Origin of the sequence: Pontimicrobium aquaticum (assembly GCF_005047595.1) — a bacterium.
In the GTDB taxonomy this organism is placed as follows: domain Bacteria; phylum Bacteroidota; class Bacteroidia; order Flavobacteriales; family Flavobacteriaceae; genus Pontimicrobium; species Pontimicrobium aquaticum.
Map to the genome: position 1 here is coordinate 424,971 of NZ_SUPL01000003.1, position 18,161 is coordinate 443,131.

The following is an 18,161-nucleotide window of genomic DNA, read 5'->3' on the forward strand; positions in this document are numbered from 1 at the left end:
AATATAGTTATTATTATAGTATTACGAGTTTTTCAAACTTCTCTACTTGTTTATTTAATTGTTTTGAACGTACTGTTAGCTTATAAACATATACGCCTTTTCCTATTTTTTCTCCAAAATCGTCCCTTCCGTCCCAGACAATATCTTTAGATACAGAACTTGAGGATTTTAGACCTCCACTGGTTTGACCATTTAGCGTCCTCACTAGTTTTCCTGAAACAGTAAACACTTGTACTGAAACGTCTAAAACATCAGAACTATTGTGATTAAACCAAAATTCGGTGTAATTAACAAAAGGATTTGGATAATTCAATACATTATCGATAACGAGTGACTCATTTTCGTCATACACCACAAATTGTATCTCGGCAGTCGATGAATTGTTGTAAACATCCCATGCTTTGAGTGTTAGGGTATGCAACCCTGGTTCTAAATCACGAAAAGGATAAGATACTGTTCCGTTTTGGTAATCGTCAACCTCGGTTGTATAGTAATCGTTTAACTTAAAAGGGTTCGTTTCATCGCCATCTAATATGGCAATGATGTCATGCCCTATACCGCTTGCTGTATTAATTCCATTATCATCTTGCAGTTTTGCTAGCAAAGTAGGTGACTCGTTAGTAATTCCGCCAGAAACAAAACTCTCATCATTCATATATAAGTTAATAATTGGGCCTTCATTATCTTCTGGAGCAGTATTATCTATACCACCAATTTGCACATCAAAATTAGCTCCTGCCTGATCTTGCAAAGGATTGCTGTTTTTAGCATAAAAGCTCACTTTCCCATTTCCTACTGGAATTCCTATATCTCTTGGCACAACAAAATTAAACTCAAAAACACCGTTAGTTACTGTTGCCTGTCCTCTAAAAATGGTTTCTCCAAGCGTTTTATAATCCATAACCACTCTTTGTCCAGCGTTAGTTGTTCCATCATTAGATAATGTTTGTCTGTCAATTTCTTTATCAAAAATTGTTGCTGTTACAACACCATTATAATTAGTTAACACATTGCCAGATTCATCAACCACCTCTCCTTTAATTTTTGCACGACTCAATGCTTGCAACACATCTGGATTACCAGTTATTGGTGCATCGTTGATTTCTGTTAATCTAACGCTAGGCTTTGGAAGTGCCAGTTTCATGGCTGGATCTCCAATAAAAAAGACTAATCGTCTTTGTTCCACGCCTGAAATTCTGTTATCATTTTTAGCTAATCGCAATGCTTCTGCCATAGAAGGCACATCGTTTGTTCCAAAACCAAATAAATATTCTTCTAGTACTATATTGAAAGCTACACCAACACTAACAAAAATTTGTCGCGTGGTAGTAATTAACCCAATAGCACCTCCTTTTTTATTCCAATATAAATACTCACCAGCTGTAGCTCGAACTGGATTATCAAACTTTGTGTATTCGCAAGTTACCGTTACAAAACAGTTTAGCTTGCATATATTTTTTAGTTCTTGGGCGTTAATTTTATCAAAAATACGTTCGCCTGCCAAACCATCTTCACCTCCATGACCAAAATAATTTACAACCAAAGCTCCTACTTCAATGTTATCGAATATCGCTTTGTTTACTGATGGATATCTTTCTCCTCCTGCTGTAGATTCTTGAACAAAGGCATCAGAATGAACTTTAATAGCATTAATAAAAGGTTTATTTTGGGTTACATTATCTGCTATATCATCGGTTGTTTGTTGTAAAATACCTTCCCACGATTCGTCAACATCATCAGATATTACCATAAAATTATTTCGCCAGCTTCCATAGGCTTCTTCTTGGTAGTAAGATTCTATTTTATCAACTAGCTCTCTAGCTCTTTGTGGTGTATCGGCTAATATACGACCTACCGCTATATCAAGTTTATTGGATGAATGCATATTTCCTTCATTAGCATCCATCATGCCATAAAAATCATCAGACACAAAAGAGCTTGACAAACTAAAACTATTTAACGAATGCCATGACGGAACTACATTGGTGTTGTTGGATACTCTATCTTTATAATCATAAGATGCATCCCCAAATAAGCAAAGGTATTTTAGTCTATTACTTGGTGTACTTGCATTATCATAAACATATTTTATAAAGTTTCTTATTCCGGAAACATCCTGATTACCAGAACTAAACTCATTATAAATATTTTGAAGCGTATAAACTCTAACATTTAACTTATTTTGATCTCTATTTATTTGTGCTAAACGTTCTGCTTGATTTAGCATATCTTCTCTAGCAATAATGATATAGTCTAAATCTTGAAATTGCCCTTGTGCATCTTGAAGCACAGTGCCTTTTATATTTTGATTACTTACTCTAGGTTTTGAATCGCTTTTAGGTGTGTAAAAATCAGAATTATTTAAAGCTACATATTTTTTCTCTTCTCCTAAGGCTGCTTTAAAACTTAATGTGCTTAGTGCATCTGTATTAGAAATAGAAGTGATATTGTATTTATCTGTAACATCCCAAACTTCGGTAATATTTGAAGCGTTAGAAATGTCATACTGACCAATTCCAGATAATAACGGCACATTATTATTTTTAAACAAAAACTGTTTGTTTGTTCCTGTTAAATTTCTAGTGGCTTCTATAGAAATATAATCTAGATAACCTGTAGAACTTGGATTTCCGTTATTATTATAGGTAAGATTTACAGAAATACTCCCAGATGTTACATTTATATTGTCGTTAAAAAAATCTTGTGTAGCAAGAATTGGGTCATTTATTGCTGGAAATGTAAAATTATCAACATCAGCACCATTAACTCTTAATCGCATGCTCGTTTGTACCACACCAACAGCTGCTGCATATACTTTTAAGGTAACAGGTTCAGAAGTAACTATATTTGGAAACTCAAAATCAAACACTTTATCAGGATCAAAATCAAACCTATCACCAAACCAACGTCTCCCTAATTTAGCTAAATTATATTCGTCAACTTCATGAAATTGATAATCGTGAAAGGTATTAATGATTTCATTTGGAGCTCCTAAAGGTTCTACATAGGTTTGTATTTGTTTAGAAGTATCTCCAGAATTTACATTTATAAAGTAATACGCTTTATCTGTATAAACATTAATATTTGTATTACTTTCACTGTTATAACCTGTGGGGCCTTCTCCATAAAACAATATGTAATCATTATTATTAAACACTCCATCTTCTCCTCCAACAACTTTTACTGGGTTTTCGGTTAAATCTAAAGGGTAGTTTACCGAATTCTGTAATGGTAACATTTGTCCACCTTGTCCATATACTTTAATAGTTCTTGGGTCAATATTGTTAGTTCTAATTCCTAAATCGTTTAAAAACCCCTTTGTTAACTTAAAAACGCCTGTTTTTTCAATATAAAACTTATACCAGTCGCCTTGATTTAAAACCGAGTTGACTATTAATCTGCTAGACGATGTAGTTCTACTTACCTGATTATCTCTATAACTTATTGTGAAGGTTTTTACTTTTTTAAAAGTTCCTTTATCATTTATAATAGGTGATATTTCAAAATATACTGACTGCTTCCCTCTACTGCTTGTGTTTTTTATTTCTGCTTTTAGTTTAGAAGGGATTGTTTCTAACCCAACATCCTTTAAATCGTTTTTTGAAATGATTTCATAAGACACATTAAACACTTTTAAAGAAGCTTCACTTACACTACTATTAGATTGCCACTGGGTAATAAACTTTAATCCTGACACATGATCGAAACTAAAATTAGAATCATTAAACGAAGGCACTTCTACTTTTGATGACTCAGTAGATAATGTTCTAGTGCCATTCCAATTAATTGTAAATTGTTTTTGTTGAGAATAGCTTAGAAACGTGGTTAATAGAATAACTGAAAAAAGGGCTTTCTTCATAAAAGAATTAACGCTGGTTATTTGGGTATAGTATAGCAATTTAAATTTTGTTCAAATTTACAATAATAAATCATGATAAATCGCGTTTTAGAGTAACAAAATTTGGCAGAAAAGAGACAAAAAATCCGATATTCTGCACAAAAAATAGGATGAAATGCACATTTTTTTTAAAAAAAGCTTGTGTTATTATCTTTAATTACTATATTGCAAGACCAAATATTTAATTGACTTACTTAAAAAGTATGGATATGAAAAACGCCGCAACACTAAGAATAATGTTAGTTTTAGCATTATCACTATCAATGTTTAGTTGTAAAAAATCATCAAGTTCTAAGAACAGTTCTAGAGGAACTGGATGGGCAATTAACTCCAAAGATGGAGGATTTCAGTATAATACTAGCTTTAAAGAGCAGGCAACTGCACCTGGTTTAGTATTTGTTGAAGGAGGAACTTTTACCATGGGAAAAGTTCAAGACGATGTAATGCATGATTGGAACAATACTCCAAATCAACAACACGTACAGTCTTTCTATATGGATGAAACTGAAGTCACCAATATGATGTACATGGAGTATTTAGATTGGATTAAAAGAGTGTATCCACCTGAAGACCCAAATTTTAAAGCTATATATAATGGTGCGCTTCCAGATACTTTAGTATGGAGAAACCGTTTAGGTTATAACGAAATGATGACTAACGAATATCTACGTCATCCTGGATATGCTGAATATCCTGTAGTAGGTGTAAGTTGGATTCAAGCAGTTGAATATGCAAATTGGCGTACCGATAGAGTTAACGAAATGTATTTAGAAGAATCAGGGTATTTAGTACGCGGTGCTCGTCATACAGCTACTTCAGATGCAAACTTTAATACAGATACTTATATTAATGCTCCAACATTAACCTATGGAGGAAATGATAGTATCATTAAACCAGACGGACGACGTAGTAAAAGAGTACAAACCAATGCCGCAGGCGATACAATTAATGTATTTGCCAATAGAGGTACCGGAATTTTATCACCTAAATACAGGCTCCCAACCGAAGTTGAGTGGGAATATGCTGCTTTAGGTTTAACTGAATTAAGAAGCTATAACGTATATAGAGGACGTAAAAAATATCCTTGGGATGGACAATACACACGCTCTGGGAAACGTAAAGTACGTGGTGACCAATTAGCTAACTTTAAGCAAGGAAAAGGTGATTATGGTGGAATTTCAGGATGGTCTGACGATGGTGCAGATATTACTGCTCAAGTAAAATCGTACGAGCCAAACGATCATGGCTTATATGATATGGCAGGAAACGTTGCCGAATGGGTTGCTGATGTTTACAGACCTATAGTAGATGACGAGTTTAACGATTTTAACTACTATCGTGGAAATGTATATACCAAAAACGCCATTAATGATGATGGTACAGTTAAAATAGTAACTGCAAATGATATTGTTTATGACACCTTAAGTAACGGTAAAGTTATTGCTAGAAATCTACCTGGTGAAATTGCTCAAGTTGCAGTTGATGAAAATGAAACCTATTTAAGAAACAATTTCGATACTAGTGACAACCGTAACTTTAGAGATGGCGACAAACGTTCTTCTCGTCTATTTGACGACTTTAACGAAGATGAAGAAGGAAACGCTTCAACCACTAAAAAAATGTACAACGCACCTAGGCATAATGTAGAAACAGATTCTGCTGGAAACTTAATTAGGGAATACGACAAAGCAAATAGCAGAACATCGTTAATTAGTGATGAAGTACGTGTTTACAAAGGTGGTTCTTGGAAAGATAGAGCTTACTGGTTAGACCCTGCACAAAGACGCTACTTCCCACAAGATATGGCAACAGACTATATTGGATTTAGATGTGCCATGTCTAGAATTGGATCAAAATCCAAGCAAAAGAATAAAAAGAAAAATTAAACTTTTTAAGTTATAAAGTAAAAGTCCTAACGTGTTTGTTAGGACTTTTTTATTACATTTATTTCATGAATATCGAAACACTTCACAAGCTATTTTTAAAACATCCTACTGTTTGTACAGACACACGAAAAATCACGAAAGATTGTATGTTTTTTGCATTAAAGGGCGACAACTTTAATGGTAATACATTTGCTAAAGACGCTTTAAAAAAAGGTGCCACCTATGCTGTAGTAGATAAAAAAGATGTTGTGTTAAATGACAGTTATATTTTAGTTGATGATGTGTTAAAAACACTCCAAGAGTTAGCAACGTATCATCGTCATTATTTAGGTTTAAAAATAATAGCCCTTACAGGAAGCAATGGCAAAACAACCACTAAGGAACTTATTAATGCTGTTTTAAAAAAGAAGTACAACACTGTTGCAACTAAAGGTAATTTAAACAATCATATTGGTGTACCTATAACGCTTCTGTCAATTAACAACAAAACAGAAATTGGTATTGTGGAGATGGGAGCCAATCATTTAAAAGAAATCGAATTTTTGTGTAACATTGCACAACCAGATTATGGATATATTACCAATTTTGGGAAAGCCCATTTAGAAGGTTTTGGAAGTGTTGAAGGTGTTATTAAAGGCAAAAGTGAACTGTATCAGTATTTAAAAACTAACAACAAACTAATTTTTGTTAATGCTAACGATACAACGCAATTAAAGCAACTAAATAAATATCAAAACTCATATAGTTTTGGTAACAATACATCTAATTGTAATATTGAATTATTAGAAGCTAATCCTTTTGTTGTAGTTAAGTATAATAACACAACTATTCAAAGCCAATTAATAGGCGCATATAACTTTAATAATATTTCGGCAGCCATAACTATAGGCAATTATTTTAAGGCGACTACTATAGATATTAAAGAAGCTATAGAAAGCTATATACCTGAAAATAATCGTTCGCAGATAATCAACAAAAGTAGCAATCAAATTATTTTAGATGCTTATAATGCAAACCCGACTAGTATGGTGGCTGCTCTCGATAATTTCGATCAAATTAGCGCTACAAATAAAATAGCTATTCTGGGAGATATGTTTGAGCTTGGTGAGGATACAAAAATCGAACATAAACACATTGCTGATTATGCTAATAATATAAACATAAACAAAGTGTTTTTAGTAGGTGAAAATTTTTATAATACCGAATTTAACTCAGCTAAAGTTACGCTTTGTAAAACCTTTGACGATTTAAAAACTCACATACAAAACTTAAAGCCTAAAGAAACAACCTTACTAGTAAAAGGTTCTAGAGGCATGGCTTTAGAGCGTGTTTTAGAATTTCTTTAATTTGACATTGTAAGCAAAAACAGCTAACTTAGTTTACCAATGCTGAACTAGTTTCAGTAACCCCTGATATAAAACATTGAAATGTTGCTTATCATCACATTGTAACTAACTAATATAATGATGAATATTAAAAAGTATAAAGAAGTTTCATCTCTTTGGGTAACATACAAAAGTGGATTAAAGTATTATATATTAAAAAAGACTAAAGATGAAAATCTAGCCGACGAATTATCTCATGAGGTATTAATGAAAATTTATAAATCCTGTTGTTCTGGAAATGAAATAAAAAATATTAGATCATGGATGTTTCAAATTGCCCATAATACAGTAATAGACCACTTAAAGAAGGAAGGTAAATTTGTAGATAAAGTCACAGAAATACTCGAAACAAATGAAAATAACACCTATAAAGATGTAGAAGAATTTGTAGAACCACTAATAAAATTGTTACCCCAAAAATATGCTACTCCTCTTTTATTATCAGACATAGAGGGGATTAGTCAGATTGAAGTTTCAAAAAAAATGAATCTGAGTTTAACAGCTACTAAAAGTAGAATTCAACGCGCAAGAAAATTACTAAAAGAAAAAATTATTGAATGTAGCAACTTGGAAACAAATACTAAAGGAAACCCCATTTCTATTGAGATTAAAGCAAATTGCGAACCTCTTCAAAAACAATCAAGAAAAAATAGTTGATAAATTTTGCGTCTTTTTATATATGAATTAGTCTTGGTTATGATATTAAATCTAAAACTAAGAAAAAATGAAGAATCACGATTTACCAGTAGCTATAATTGGAGGAGGTCCTGTAGGTTTGTCTGCAGCCGCACATCTTAAAAAAAGTAATCAACCATTTATTCTTTTTGAAACGGGAAATCAAATTGGCACTAATATTTTAAAATGGGGACATATAAGGATGTTTTCACCTTGGGAATATAATATTGACAAGGTAGCAGAAACCTTTTTACGACAAGCACTACTAGCAATTCCAAAAAAAGAAGATATTCCTTATGGGAAGGAAATTGTTGAAGATTATTTAAAGCCACTTGCAAATTTACCAGGTATTAAAGAACATATCCATTTGAATTCGAAGGTGATTGCCATAGGAAGAAGTGGTTTAGATAAAATGAAAGATGCCAAAAGAGAAGAACTTCCATTTTCTATTCAAGTTATTGAAAATGGTAAATTTAAGCTCTATGAAGCTAAAGCAGTAATTGATGCCTCAGGCACTTGGCAAAATCCAAATCCTGTGGGATCTGGCGGAATATTTGCCATAGGTGAAGAAGATAATAGATCCCAAATATATTATGGCATACCCAATATTAATGAAACAGATGAGAGTAAATATGCCAATAAAACTACTCTAGTCGTAGGCGGAGGACATTCGGCAATTGGGACTATTTTAGCATTAAATAATCTTATCCATAAATATCCAAACACAAAAATTCATTGGGTCTTACGAAAAAATCAAATTAGCGATGTCTATGGTGGTCAAGAAGCTGATAAGTTTAAGGCAAGAGGTGCTTTAGGCATTCAAATTGAAAAATTGGTGAATTCAGGAGTTATTGAAATTCATACGCCTGTGTATATTCATGAAATTAAAAAAAACAATGACCAATTAGTCATTAAAGGCTTAAAACACAAAAACGCTTTTGTTTTAAAGGGTATTGATGAAATAATTAGTAATACAGGCTCTCGCCCTGATTTTAATTTCTTAAGAGAAATTCGCTTTGAATCAGATGCATCTATTGAAAGCGTTCCTAAACTGGCTAATTTAATTGACCCTAATATTCATAGCTGTGGTACTGTAAGACCACATGGAGAAGCAGAATTAAGACAAAAGGAAAAAGATTTTTATATTGTTGGGATGAAAAGTTATGGACGTGCTCCTACCTTTTTAATGACTACAGGCTATGAACAAATAAGATCTATAGTCGCTTACATAAACGGTGATTTAGAAAGTGCAAAACGAGTAGAATTAAATTTACCAGAAACAGGTGTTTGTAGCTCAGGAATCACTACGGCAATTAAAGATGTTGAAGTAAAAAATAGCTGTACTCAAAATTGTGGTGCATAAATTATATACTTTATTTAGTTAGTAGTATCAAACGCAGAGGAATCATTATGAACAACTTGTTGTAGCAAACAACAGAGTTGAAAAACATTTTATTTAAATTATTATTTCTAGTGATAGAAATAATAATTTAATCTGTTACTACTCTTATAACACTCATTAAACGAAAACATAATTTTTTAGTATAAAAAAATCCTGATACAAATGTATCAGGATTTTAACTTCTGTGGGCGCGAAGGGATTCGAACCCCTGACCCCTTGGGTGTAAACCAAGTGCTCTGAACCAACTGAGCTACGCGCCCTAAATATTGGACTGCAAATATAAGTCAGTTTTTTAATCTAACAAACATTTTTAAATAATTTTCTAAATAATTTCTGCTACCACAAATGTACTACCTCCAACATAAATAAGATCGTCATTTTGTGATTGCTTTTTAGCATATTCAAGTGCTTCGTTTACCGATTGATATGCCTCTCCTATATACCCTTTTTTATTAAAGTACTCTTTTAAAATAGTGGCATCTAACCCTCTTGGGATATTAGGCTTACAAAAATAATACGTTGCGTGCTTTGGAAATAAATCTAAAATACCATCAATATTCTTATCGTTTACCATCCCAATAACCATATGCAGCTTATTAAAAGTTTGCTCACTTAATTGTTGCATCACATAGGTTAACCCTTCCTTGTTATGAGCGGTATCACAAATAATTTTAGGGCCATACTGCAATATTTGCCAACGCCCTAACAAACCCGTATTTTTTACCACATTCTTTAAACCTTTAATAATCTGCTTTTCAGAGGTATTAAAACCTAAAGGTTGTAATACTGTTAAAGCCTGTGCAACCGTTTTAATATTGTGTGTCTGGTAACTCCCTTTTAAGTCACTTTCATATATTTTTTTTACAATTTGGTCTGCAAAATAAATAGGTGCTTTATGCTCTTTGGCTATCTTTCTAAAAATCGGTTCAGTCTCTTTTTGTGTTTCTCCTATGACCACAGGAATATGTTGTTTGATAATTCCAGCTTTTTCACAGGCTACTTGTTCTAATGTGTCACCCAAAAACTGCGTGTGATCTAAGCCAATATTTGTAATGACAGAGACTTCAGGCATGATGATATTGGTTGAATCCAATCGTCCACCCAGTCCCACTTCAATCACAGCAATATCAACTTTTTGTTTTGCAAAATAATCAAATGCCATCCCAACGGTCATTTCAAAAAAAGACAATTGATGCCTTTCTAAAAAGGCTTTATTACGCTTAATGAATTGAATAACGAATTGCTTGCTCACAACCTTGCCATTGACTTTAATACGTTCCCTAAAATCTTTTAAATGCGGTGATGTATATAACCCAACTTTAAAACCAGCTTCCTGCAATACCGAGGCCAACATATGACTTGTAGAACCCTTACCATTGGTTCCAGCAACATGAATGGATTTAAATTGTTTTTCAAGATGATCAAGATGTTTAGCTAAGGAAAGTGTATTGGTAAGATCCTTTTTAAAAGCCACCTTTCCTTTGTTTTGATACATTGGCAATTGGCAAAACATCCAATTTACAGTATCGGTATAATTCATTTGTTATTGAGTAACACTAAAGTTAATAACTACAAAACCGACTTGTTTTACAGGTGCTTTAGAATCGGCATTCCACTTGTAACTCATAGCTGTTTTTTTTGCAGCATCAAATAGACAACTTACTCCTGTGGTTCCTTTTTGTCCAGGAATAGCATTTATCACTCTCCCTTGTCTATTTACATGAATTTCAACAACCACACGACCTTCTTCATTACATTCTGGCTTAAACTCTTGCTTTTCTGGTGTTCCTCTGCCTCGTAACCCATAACCTGTTCCACCTCCACCAGCTCCTGGTTCACCAAAATAAGTACTCGCATAAGGGTCGCCATTTAATTGTCCTTTATCACCTGCTCTGTTATCATCACCTTCACTACCAGAATCGGTTCCACTACTATTTTTTATCCCTCCAATTAAATCATTTACAGAATTACGTTTTGCTTCTTTAGCTTTTCGCTCCTTCTCCAATCGTTCTGCTTCTGCTTTCTTTTCACGTTCTATACGCTCTACTTCTGCCTTTGCTTCAGCTTCTTCTTGTGCTTTTTTCCGAGCTTCCTCTTTTTGCTTTTTTATAGCAATACTCTCTGCATTGTCCTCAGTAATAACATTCTCTGCTTTAGTTTCCTGAGGCTCTGTTGGGGTTGGCTTTGTTTCTTCAACTTTTTTGGGAGGCGTTACAACTTCTTTTGGTGCTTGTTGTATTGTTTTTTTAGGCTGAATGCGTCCGCTACCAAAATCGGTAGTTCCAAAGTTAACAGCTACACCATATTCTTCTGGTGGATCTAAGTATTTTGGACCAACAATAAATATCAGCAAAATGAGAATCATCGCTAATAACGCTGTGATTCTTGCTGAATCTTTTTCATGTTTGGTTTCAAAATACTTCATCTTAACCTTTAATATCAATTATTTGGCTTTACAGCTAGTATTACTTTAAATTTATTACGATTAGCAATATCCATAACTTTTACAACATTATCTACTGGTACCGATTTTTCGGCTCTTAAAACAATAGTAGGAGATTCTTCGTTTGACAATGCAGCAACTAGTTGGTTTTCTAACACACTTACACCAACACGTTTTTGGTCAATATAATAGGTTAAATCTTTTTTTATACTCACAGAAACAGACTTCTTATTTTGAGTTTTTCCACTTGCTTTTGGCAATAAAATATCAATAGCACTTGTGGTTACTAATGTAGATGCTAGCATAAAAAATATTAATAACAGGAATACAATATCTGTCATTGATGACATATTGAATTCTGGCGTTACTTTATTTCTTCCTCTTATGTCCATATACTAAATTGGTTCGTTTAGAAGGTCTAAAAATTCAACCGAATTAGCTTCCATTTGATGAATCACCTTATTTGTTCTTGCTACTAAATGGTTGTAACATATATAACTAACAATCCCAACAATTAAACCTGCAACGGTAGTGGTCATAGCTGTATATAAACCACTAGCTAGTACATCCATTTGAATGGTTCCTCCTGCATTAGCTAATTCAAATATCGCTAATATCATACCAACAACTGTACCAAGAAACCCAATCATTGGTGCAGCACCAGAAATAGTTGCTAATACACTTACATTTCGTTCCAATCCGTAAACTTCTAAACGTCCAGCATTTTCTATAGCAGTATTAATATCTTCTAGCGGCTTTCCAATTCTAGAAATACCTTTACTAATCAATCTGGATACTGGTGAGTTAATTTGAGCGCAAAGTACCTGAGCAGAATCTATTTTGCCATTTGAAACATGATCTTTAATTTGATTCATAAAGTTTGTATCTACTTTTGAAGCCGATTTTATAGCAAATAATCGTTCAAAATAAATATAGCTTGCAACTAATAATAACACAAATAATAGAAGTATAATAACTTGTCCTGCTGTTCCACCACTTTTAATAAGCTCGATTATAGAAAGCGTTTTTTCTACTGACTCTTCATCAGTTAAAAGCTCTGTGCCTTCTTGAGCAGTTTTTAGCATTGCTGTGTATAACATAAATTATATTGTTAGATTTTGAATAATAACGATTGATTTTTAAATAAAGTATTTTAAAATAGTGTTCTTGTGAAAAAGAATACTGCTGCACCAGCTAAAAAACCTAGTAAAGCTAACCAAGAAATCTTTTTTAGATACCAGAAGAAATCAATTTTCTCCATACCCATAGCAACTACTCCAGCTGCAGAACCAATGATTAACATACTTCCTCCTGTTCCAGCTGAATAGGCTATAAAATGCCATAACTCGTTATCCAAAGGCTCAGAGAACATCCCTAAACTCGCTGCTACTAATGGTACATTATCTATTACTGCTGAACCAACTCCTAGTAATAACACAACTAAATCTGAAACGCCTTCACCATGTAACTCCGTTCCTAACATTGGTGTTGTTTCTTTTAATGTTATCGCAAATTCAAATAAAATACCTAAAGACTCTAATGCTGCCACTGCCATTAATATTCCTAAGAAAAATAAAATACTCGGCAACTCAATTTTCGATAACGAATGGTGCACAGGACTATGATGAGCGTGCTCTGCACTTTCTTCATTATCAATTACCGTTAAACTAAATTTAGAGTTACTATACACTTCGGCAAAAATTGCTACCACTCCTAATGCTAACATCATACCAACATATGGAGGTAAATGCGTCACTACTTTAAAAATTGGTACAGACACTATAGCTGATAATCCTAAGAATAACATAGTTGAACTAAACTTACTTTTAGGTTTATCATTATCACTTTCATCTACTTCTAGATGTCCTTTAAATACAGGTAAAAATGAAGCTATTAATGTTGGCACTGCCATACAAATAAAGGATGGTAATAACAGATAACCTATTAAGTGACCTGTACTTACTTTATTACCAATCCAAAGCATCGTTGTTGTAACATCACCTATTGGTGACCAAGCACCACCAGCATTGGCCGCTATAATAATTAAACCAGCATACCATAAACGAATATCTCTATTTTTAACTATTTTTTGCAGAATAGAAATTAGTACAATCGTAGCTGTAAGGTTATCAATAATTGCAGATAAAATAAATGCTAAACCTGAAAAAATCCAAAGAATCTTTGTTTTCTTTTTAGTTTTAATAAAGCTCTTTATAGTTGAGAATCCATCAAAGTAATCGATAATCTCAACAATAGTCATTGCTCCTAATAAGAATACAAGTATTTCGGAAGTTTTACCTAAGTGATGCAGTAATGTTTCTTCCATTAAATGCATTTTGTTTTCATGATCTAGTGCTGTAAAACCATCAACTAGTCCATGATTGGCTGAATCAAACCATTGTGGAAAAGCATCTATTCCTAAAGAAATGAGTGCCCAACTTATAGCCATCATGACTAAAGCTGGAATGAGTTTGTCTATTTTAATATTATGCTCTAAAGTAATGGCTAAATAGCCAACTATAAATACAATGATAATTGCTGCTTCCATATGTGGTTGGTTTTAAATTATATAAGCTCACTTAATGCTAAAGTGAAAGCGGTTTTACTTAATTCTGTTTTATGATGATTATGATCGTAAATATTTTGAATTGCTAATTTTATAACATTAGATGTGTCCTCGAAAATAGCTTCATCAGTCATTTCAACTCGTCGTTCCATAAAATATGCAAATACTCTTGCCATTCCGCAGTTTGAAATAAAATCTGGTATGAGGCTCACTTTGCTGTCTGTAAATTCCATAATAGGACCAAAGAAAATTTCTTTATCTGCAAAAGGCACGTTTGCTCCACAAGAAATAACTTCTAGACCGTGTTGTATCATACTCTCAATTTGATTTTTAGTAACTAATCTCGAAGCAGCACATGGTGCAAAAATTTCAGCTTCTAATGACCATATTGTCTTATTAATCTCTTCAAAAGAGATTAAATTATTACTTTCTAATGTGTTTCCTGTTTTTTCAAGAAACAAGTTAGTAATTTCTTTAAAAGTAAACCCATCTTCATTAATTAAGCCACCAACTACATCTATAATACCTACCACTCTTGCTCCCATTTGTGCTAAATAAAAGGCTGCTGCTGCACCAACATTTCCAAACCCTTGAATAACAGCTTTTTTCCCAACAATAGTACCTCCGTAAATATCATAATAATGCTTTACAGCTTCTGCAACACCAAAACCAGTAATCATATCAGCTACAGTAAATTTTCTAGAAACATCTGGAGAGTACTCTTGGTTTTCAATAACTTTTATAACGCCTTGACGTAGCTGTCCAATACGATTTATTTTATCGGCCTCTGTAGGTTTGAAATGTCCATTAAAAACGCCTTCCTGAGGATGCCAAACTCCAGATTCTTCAGTAATAGGAATCACTTCATGAATTTCATCAACGTTTAAATCGCCTCCTGTACCATAATAACTTTTTAATAAAGGTGAAACGGCTTTGTACCAACGTTCTAAAACACCCTTTTTTCTAGGGTCTTTGGGGTCGAAGTTAATACCTGATTTTGCTCCTCCTATAGCTGGTCCAGAAATGGTAAATTTAATTTCCATGGTTTTTGCTAAAGACAACACCTCGTTCATATCTAACCCTTTTCGCATTCTAGTGCCTCCTCCTGCAGCACCTCCTCGCAAAGAATTTATTACTGTCCAACCTTCTGCTTCGGTTTCAGGGTCTTTCCAATTAAACACTATTTCTGGCTCTTTATTCTCGTACTTCTGAAGTAATTCTTTCATTAAAACTGCTTAGCAAATGTGAATAAACAAATATAAAAAACTAAAGATATTTGAGTGTTAAATATAACTAAATTTAAGCTTGAAATATTTTCCCGGAGCTATGGTTTATAGTAGCACCTGTAACGCTCCTTAAACAATTATACTCATTTCTAAGCCTTAACACTCCTAACAACCCAAAAATCAAAGCTTCTTTATATTCAATAATTGTTCTTGAAGGAATTATAATAGTGTTTTTTGTTAAAGATTTTATTCTGTCTATTAAAAATAAATTATAGACACCTCCTCCTGTTATAAGTATTGTTGTTTTTGTAGATATGTTTATCTCCTTAACAATTTGATAAGCAATATGCTCTATATAAGTTCTTAATATATCCTCAATACTTAAATCATATTTATCAATTAACGGAAAAACTGTTTCATTAACCCACTCTAAACCAAGCGATTTTGGTGGTTTTAAACTGTAAAAGTCTAAGGCATTTAAATCTAATAGTAGCTCTTCTTTGATTTGCCCTGAGGCTGCTATAACTCCATTATTATCATACTCCACCCCAAGCCTTTTTACATAATAGTTCAATACAATGTTCACTGGACATATGTCGTAAGCAATTCTATCAGAATTTATTTTAGTTGAAATATTTGCAAATCCACCAAGATTCAAACAATAGTCATATTTAGAAAACAGTAATTCATCTCCTATTGGTACAAGAGGTGCACCTTGACCACCTAATTTAACATCTTGCAATCGAAAATCGCAAACAACCATCTTTCCTGTTATTGTACTTAACTGTCTCTTATTTCCAATTTGATAAGTTATTCCTTCTTCTGGTTGATGCAATGCAGTATGCCCATGTGAGCAAATAGCATGTATTTTTTTAAGACTGTATCTTTTAATAAAACTATTAATGGATATAGCTAAATAGGTAGTGTATTCATTATCTATTCTCTCTAAATCAGTTAAAGATTTTGAAACAAGATTTCTAAGTGTATTTCTCCACTGCTCTGAATAATTAATAGTCTCAGCTTTTAAAATTTCAAATGTCCAAAAATTGTCAAAATTAAATTTTATATAAGCTAAATCTAATCCATCCAAAGACGTACCAGACATAACACCAATAACCCAATACTCAGTTTTTATCATATTATGTAAAAATATATAATCGAATTGAAAAAAATGCAATAAAGCATTATCTTTGCGTACATTTTTTAATAATTAAGCAATACTACATAAAAATGAATTTTAGCCTTACCGAAGAACATTTAATGGTTCGAGATGCAGCAAGAGATTTTGCACAAAATGAATTACTTCCAGGTGTTATAGAACGTGATGAAAAACAACAGTTCCCTAATGAATTAGTAAAAAAAATGGGAGACCTTGGGTTTTTAGGAATTATGGTTGATCCAAAATATGGCGGAAGCGGTATGGATGCAATTTCTTATGTGCTTATAATGGAAGAATTATCAAAAGTTGATGCCTCTGCTTCGGTAATTGTTTCAGTAAACAATTCATTAGTTTGCTATGGTATTGAAGCGTTTGGTACTGAAGATCAGAAACAAAAATACCTAACAAAATTAGCTACAGGTGAATTTGTAGGTGCCTTTTGTTTAAGTGAACCTGAAGCTGGAAGTGATGCAACTTCACAAAAAACTACAGCAATTGATAAAGGTGATCACTATGTTTTAAATGGCACAAAAAATTGGATAACAAATGGTGGACGAGCAGATGTTTATTTAGTGATAGCTCAAACAGATAGAGAAAAAGGTCATAGAGGTATAAATGCCTTCATAGTTGAAAAAGGCATGGAAGGATTTGATGTTGGACCAAAAGAAGATAAATTAGGAATTAGAGGAAGTGACACACATACACTTCAATTTAATGATGTAAAAGTACCAAAAGATAACAGAATTGGAGACGATGGTTTTGGTTTTAAATTTGCCATGAAAACACTCTCTGGTGGCAGAATAGGAATTGCCTCTCAAGCCCTAGGTATAGCCTCAGGAGCTTATGAATTAGCCCTTAAATATTCTAAAGAGCGTAAAGCATTTGGTACTGAAATCTGTAATCATCAAGCAATTGCTTTTAAGCTAGCCGATATGGCAACAGAAATTGAAGCTGCTCGCCATTTAGTAATGAAAGCAGCTTGGGATAAAGACCAAGGCAACAATTACGATATGTCTAGTGCTATGGCAAAACTATATGCTTCTAAAGTAGCTATGGAACAAACTGTTGAGGCTGTTCAAATTCATGGTGGTAATGGTTTTGTAAAAGAATATCATGTTGAACGCCTAATGCGAGATGCAAAAATTACCCAGATATACGAAGGGACTTCTGAAATTCAAAAAATTGTAATTTCCAGAGGTGTTATTAAAGGATAATTATTTCAGTAAATAAATATATTAAGCTCAACTTTTTTAGTTGAGCTTTTTTTTATAGTATGTTTTTAGGTTTTGTAAAAACCGCGCCATACAATATATCTTTTTATCACATAAAGAGGGTGTCACTACTATCCTCAAGCATATATCCCTTCCTCTTAAAATTTCAACAAAAAAAACCCTTACTAAAAAAATAGTAAGGGTTTAAAAAAGGCGGCGACCTACTCTTCCACAAATGTAGTACCATCGGCGCTAATGGGCTTAACTTCTCTGTTCGGAATGGTAAGAGGTGAGCCCCATTGCTATAACC

Annotated in this window: 13 protein-coding genes, 1 tRNA gene and 1 rRNA gene; 5 read left to right on the top strand and 10 right to left on the bottom strand. The window is 33.1% G+C overall.

Features of this window, described 5'->3' with window-relative positions:
- Positions 1-13: 13 nt before the first annotated feature.
- Positions 14-3,859 carry a type IX secretion system sortase PorU gene (gene porU, locus E5167_RS07665; protein ID WP_136842736.1) on the bottom strand — a complete coding sequence of 1,282 codons (3,846 nt, stop codon included), beginning with the start codon at positions 3,857-3,859 and terminating at the stop codon, positions 14-16.
- A 242-nt stretch (positions 3,860-4,101) separates the two neighbouring features.
- Between porU and gldJ the strand changes: the two genes are divergently transcribed.
- The 4 genes from gldJ (at position 4,102) to E5167_RS07685 (ending at position 9,207) form a co-directional block, all read left to right on the top strand.
- The gene (gldJ, locus tag E5167_RS07670) at positions 4,102-5,784 is read left to right on the top strand and encodes a gliding motility lipoprotein GldJ (protein WP_136842738.1); all 1,683 of its coding nucleotides are present in this window, start codon (positions 4,102-4,104) and stop codon (positions 5,782-5,784) included.
- Between the two features lie 65 nt (positions 5,785-5,849).
- Positions 5,850-7,130, top strand: a complete 1,281-nt coding sequence (locus tag E5167_RS07675) for a UDP-N-acetylmuramoyl-tripeptide--D-alanyl-D-alanine ligase (protein WP_136842739.1) — start codon at positions 5,850-5,852, stop codon at positions 7,128-7,130.
- A gap of 120 nt (positions 7,131-7,250) precedes the next feature.
- Complete coding sequence (locus E5167_RS07680) at positions 7,251-7,826, top strand: sigma-70 family RNA polymerase sigma factor (RefSeq protein WP_169301396.1); 576 nt, start codon at positions 7,251-7,253, stop codon at positions 7,824-7,826.
- A 67-nt stretch (positions 7,827-7,893) separates the two neighbouring features.
- Entirely contained in the window at positions 7,894-9,207 is a 1,314-nt protein-coding gene (locus tag E5167_RS07685; protein WP_136842743.1) for an NAD(P)-binding domain-containing protein, read from the top strand.
- A gap of 224 nt (positions 9,208-9,431) precedes the next feature.
- Here E5167_RS07685 and E5167_RS07690 read toward each other — a convergent pair.
- The 8 genes from E5167_RS07690 to E5167_RS07725 all read right to left on the bottom strand — a co-directional run bounded on the left by E5167_RS07690 (position 9,432) and on the right by E5167_RS07725 (position 16,619).
- A tRNA-Val gene (locus E5167_RS07690) sits at positions 9,432-9,506 on the bottom strand.
- Positions 9,507-9,568: 62 nt separating this feature from the next.
- A complete protein-coding gene (locus E5167_RS07695; protein WP_136842744.1) occupies positions 9,569-10,786 on the bottom strand; it encodes a bifunctional folylpolyglutamate synthase/dihydrofolate synthase in 1,218 nt (405 codons plus the stop codon).
- Between the two features lie 3 nt (positions 10,787-10,789).
- Positions 10,790-11,671 carry an energy transducer TonB gene (locus E5167_RS07700; RefSeq protein ID WP_136842746.1) on the bottom strand — a complete coding sequence of 294 codons (882 nt, stop codon included), beginning with the start codon at positions 11,669-11,671 and terminating at the stop codon, positions 10,790-10,792.
- 14 nt (positions 11,672-11,685) lie between these two features.
- Positions 11,686-12,081, bottom strand: a complete 396-nt coding sequence (locus tag E5167_RS07705) for an ExbD/TolR family protein (protein WP_136842748.1) — start codon at positions 12,079-12,081, stop codon at positions 11,686-11,688.
- A gap of 3 nt (positions 12,082-12,084) precedes the next feature.
- Positions 12,085-12,789, bottom strand: a complete 705-nt coding sequence (locus tag E5167_RS07710) for a MotA/TolQ/ExbB proton channel family protein (protein WP_136842750.1) — start codon at positions 12,787-12,789, stop codon at positions 12,085-12,087.
- 53 nt (positions 12,790-12,842) lie between these two features.
- A complete protein-coding gene (gene nhaD / locus E5167_RS07715) occupies positions 12,843-14,237 on the bottom strand; it encodes a sodium:proton antiporter NhaD (protein WP_136842752.1) in 1,395 nt (464 codons plus the stop codon).
- A gap of 17 nt (positions 14,238-14,254) precedes the next feature.
- Positions 14,255-15,481, bottom strand: coding sequence for a Glu/Leu/Phe/Val dehydrogenase dimerization domain-containing protein (locus E5167_RS07720; protein WP_136842754.1), 1,227 nt, complete (start codon positions 15,479-15,481; stop codon positions 14,255-14,257).
- Between the two features lie 73 nt (positions 15,482-15,554).
- Positions 15,555-16,619 carry an anhydro-N-acetylmuramic acid kinase gene (locus tag E5167_RS07725; RefSeq protein WP_136842756.1) on the bottom strand — a complete coding sequence of 355 codons (1,065 nt, stop codon included), beginning with the start codon at positions 16,617-16,619 and terminating at the stop codon, positions 15,555-15,557.
- A gap of 92 nt (positions 16,620-16,711) precedes the next feature.
- On the opposite strand from E5167_RS07725, the gene E5167_RS07730 reads away from it, so the two are divergent.
- Entirely contained in the window at positions 16,712-17,854 is a 1,143-nt protein-coding gene (locus E5167_RS07730) for an acyl-CoA dehydrogenase (RefSeq protein WP_136842758.1), read from the top strand.
- A 205-nt stretch (positions 17,855-18,059) separates the two neighbouring features.
- Here E5167_RS07730 and rrf read toward each other — a convergent pair.
- Positions 18,060-18,161, bottom strand: a 5S ribosomal RNA gene (gene rrf, locus E5167_RS07735); the annotation flags it as partial.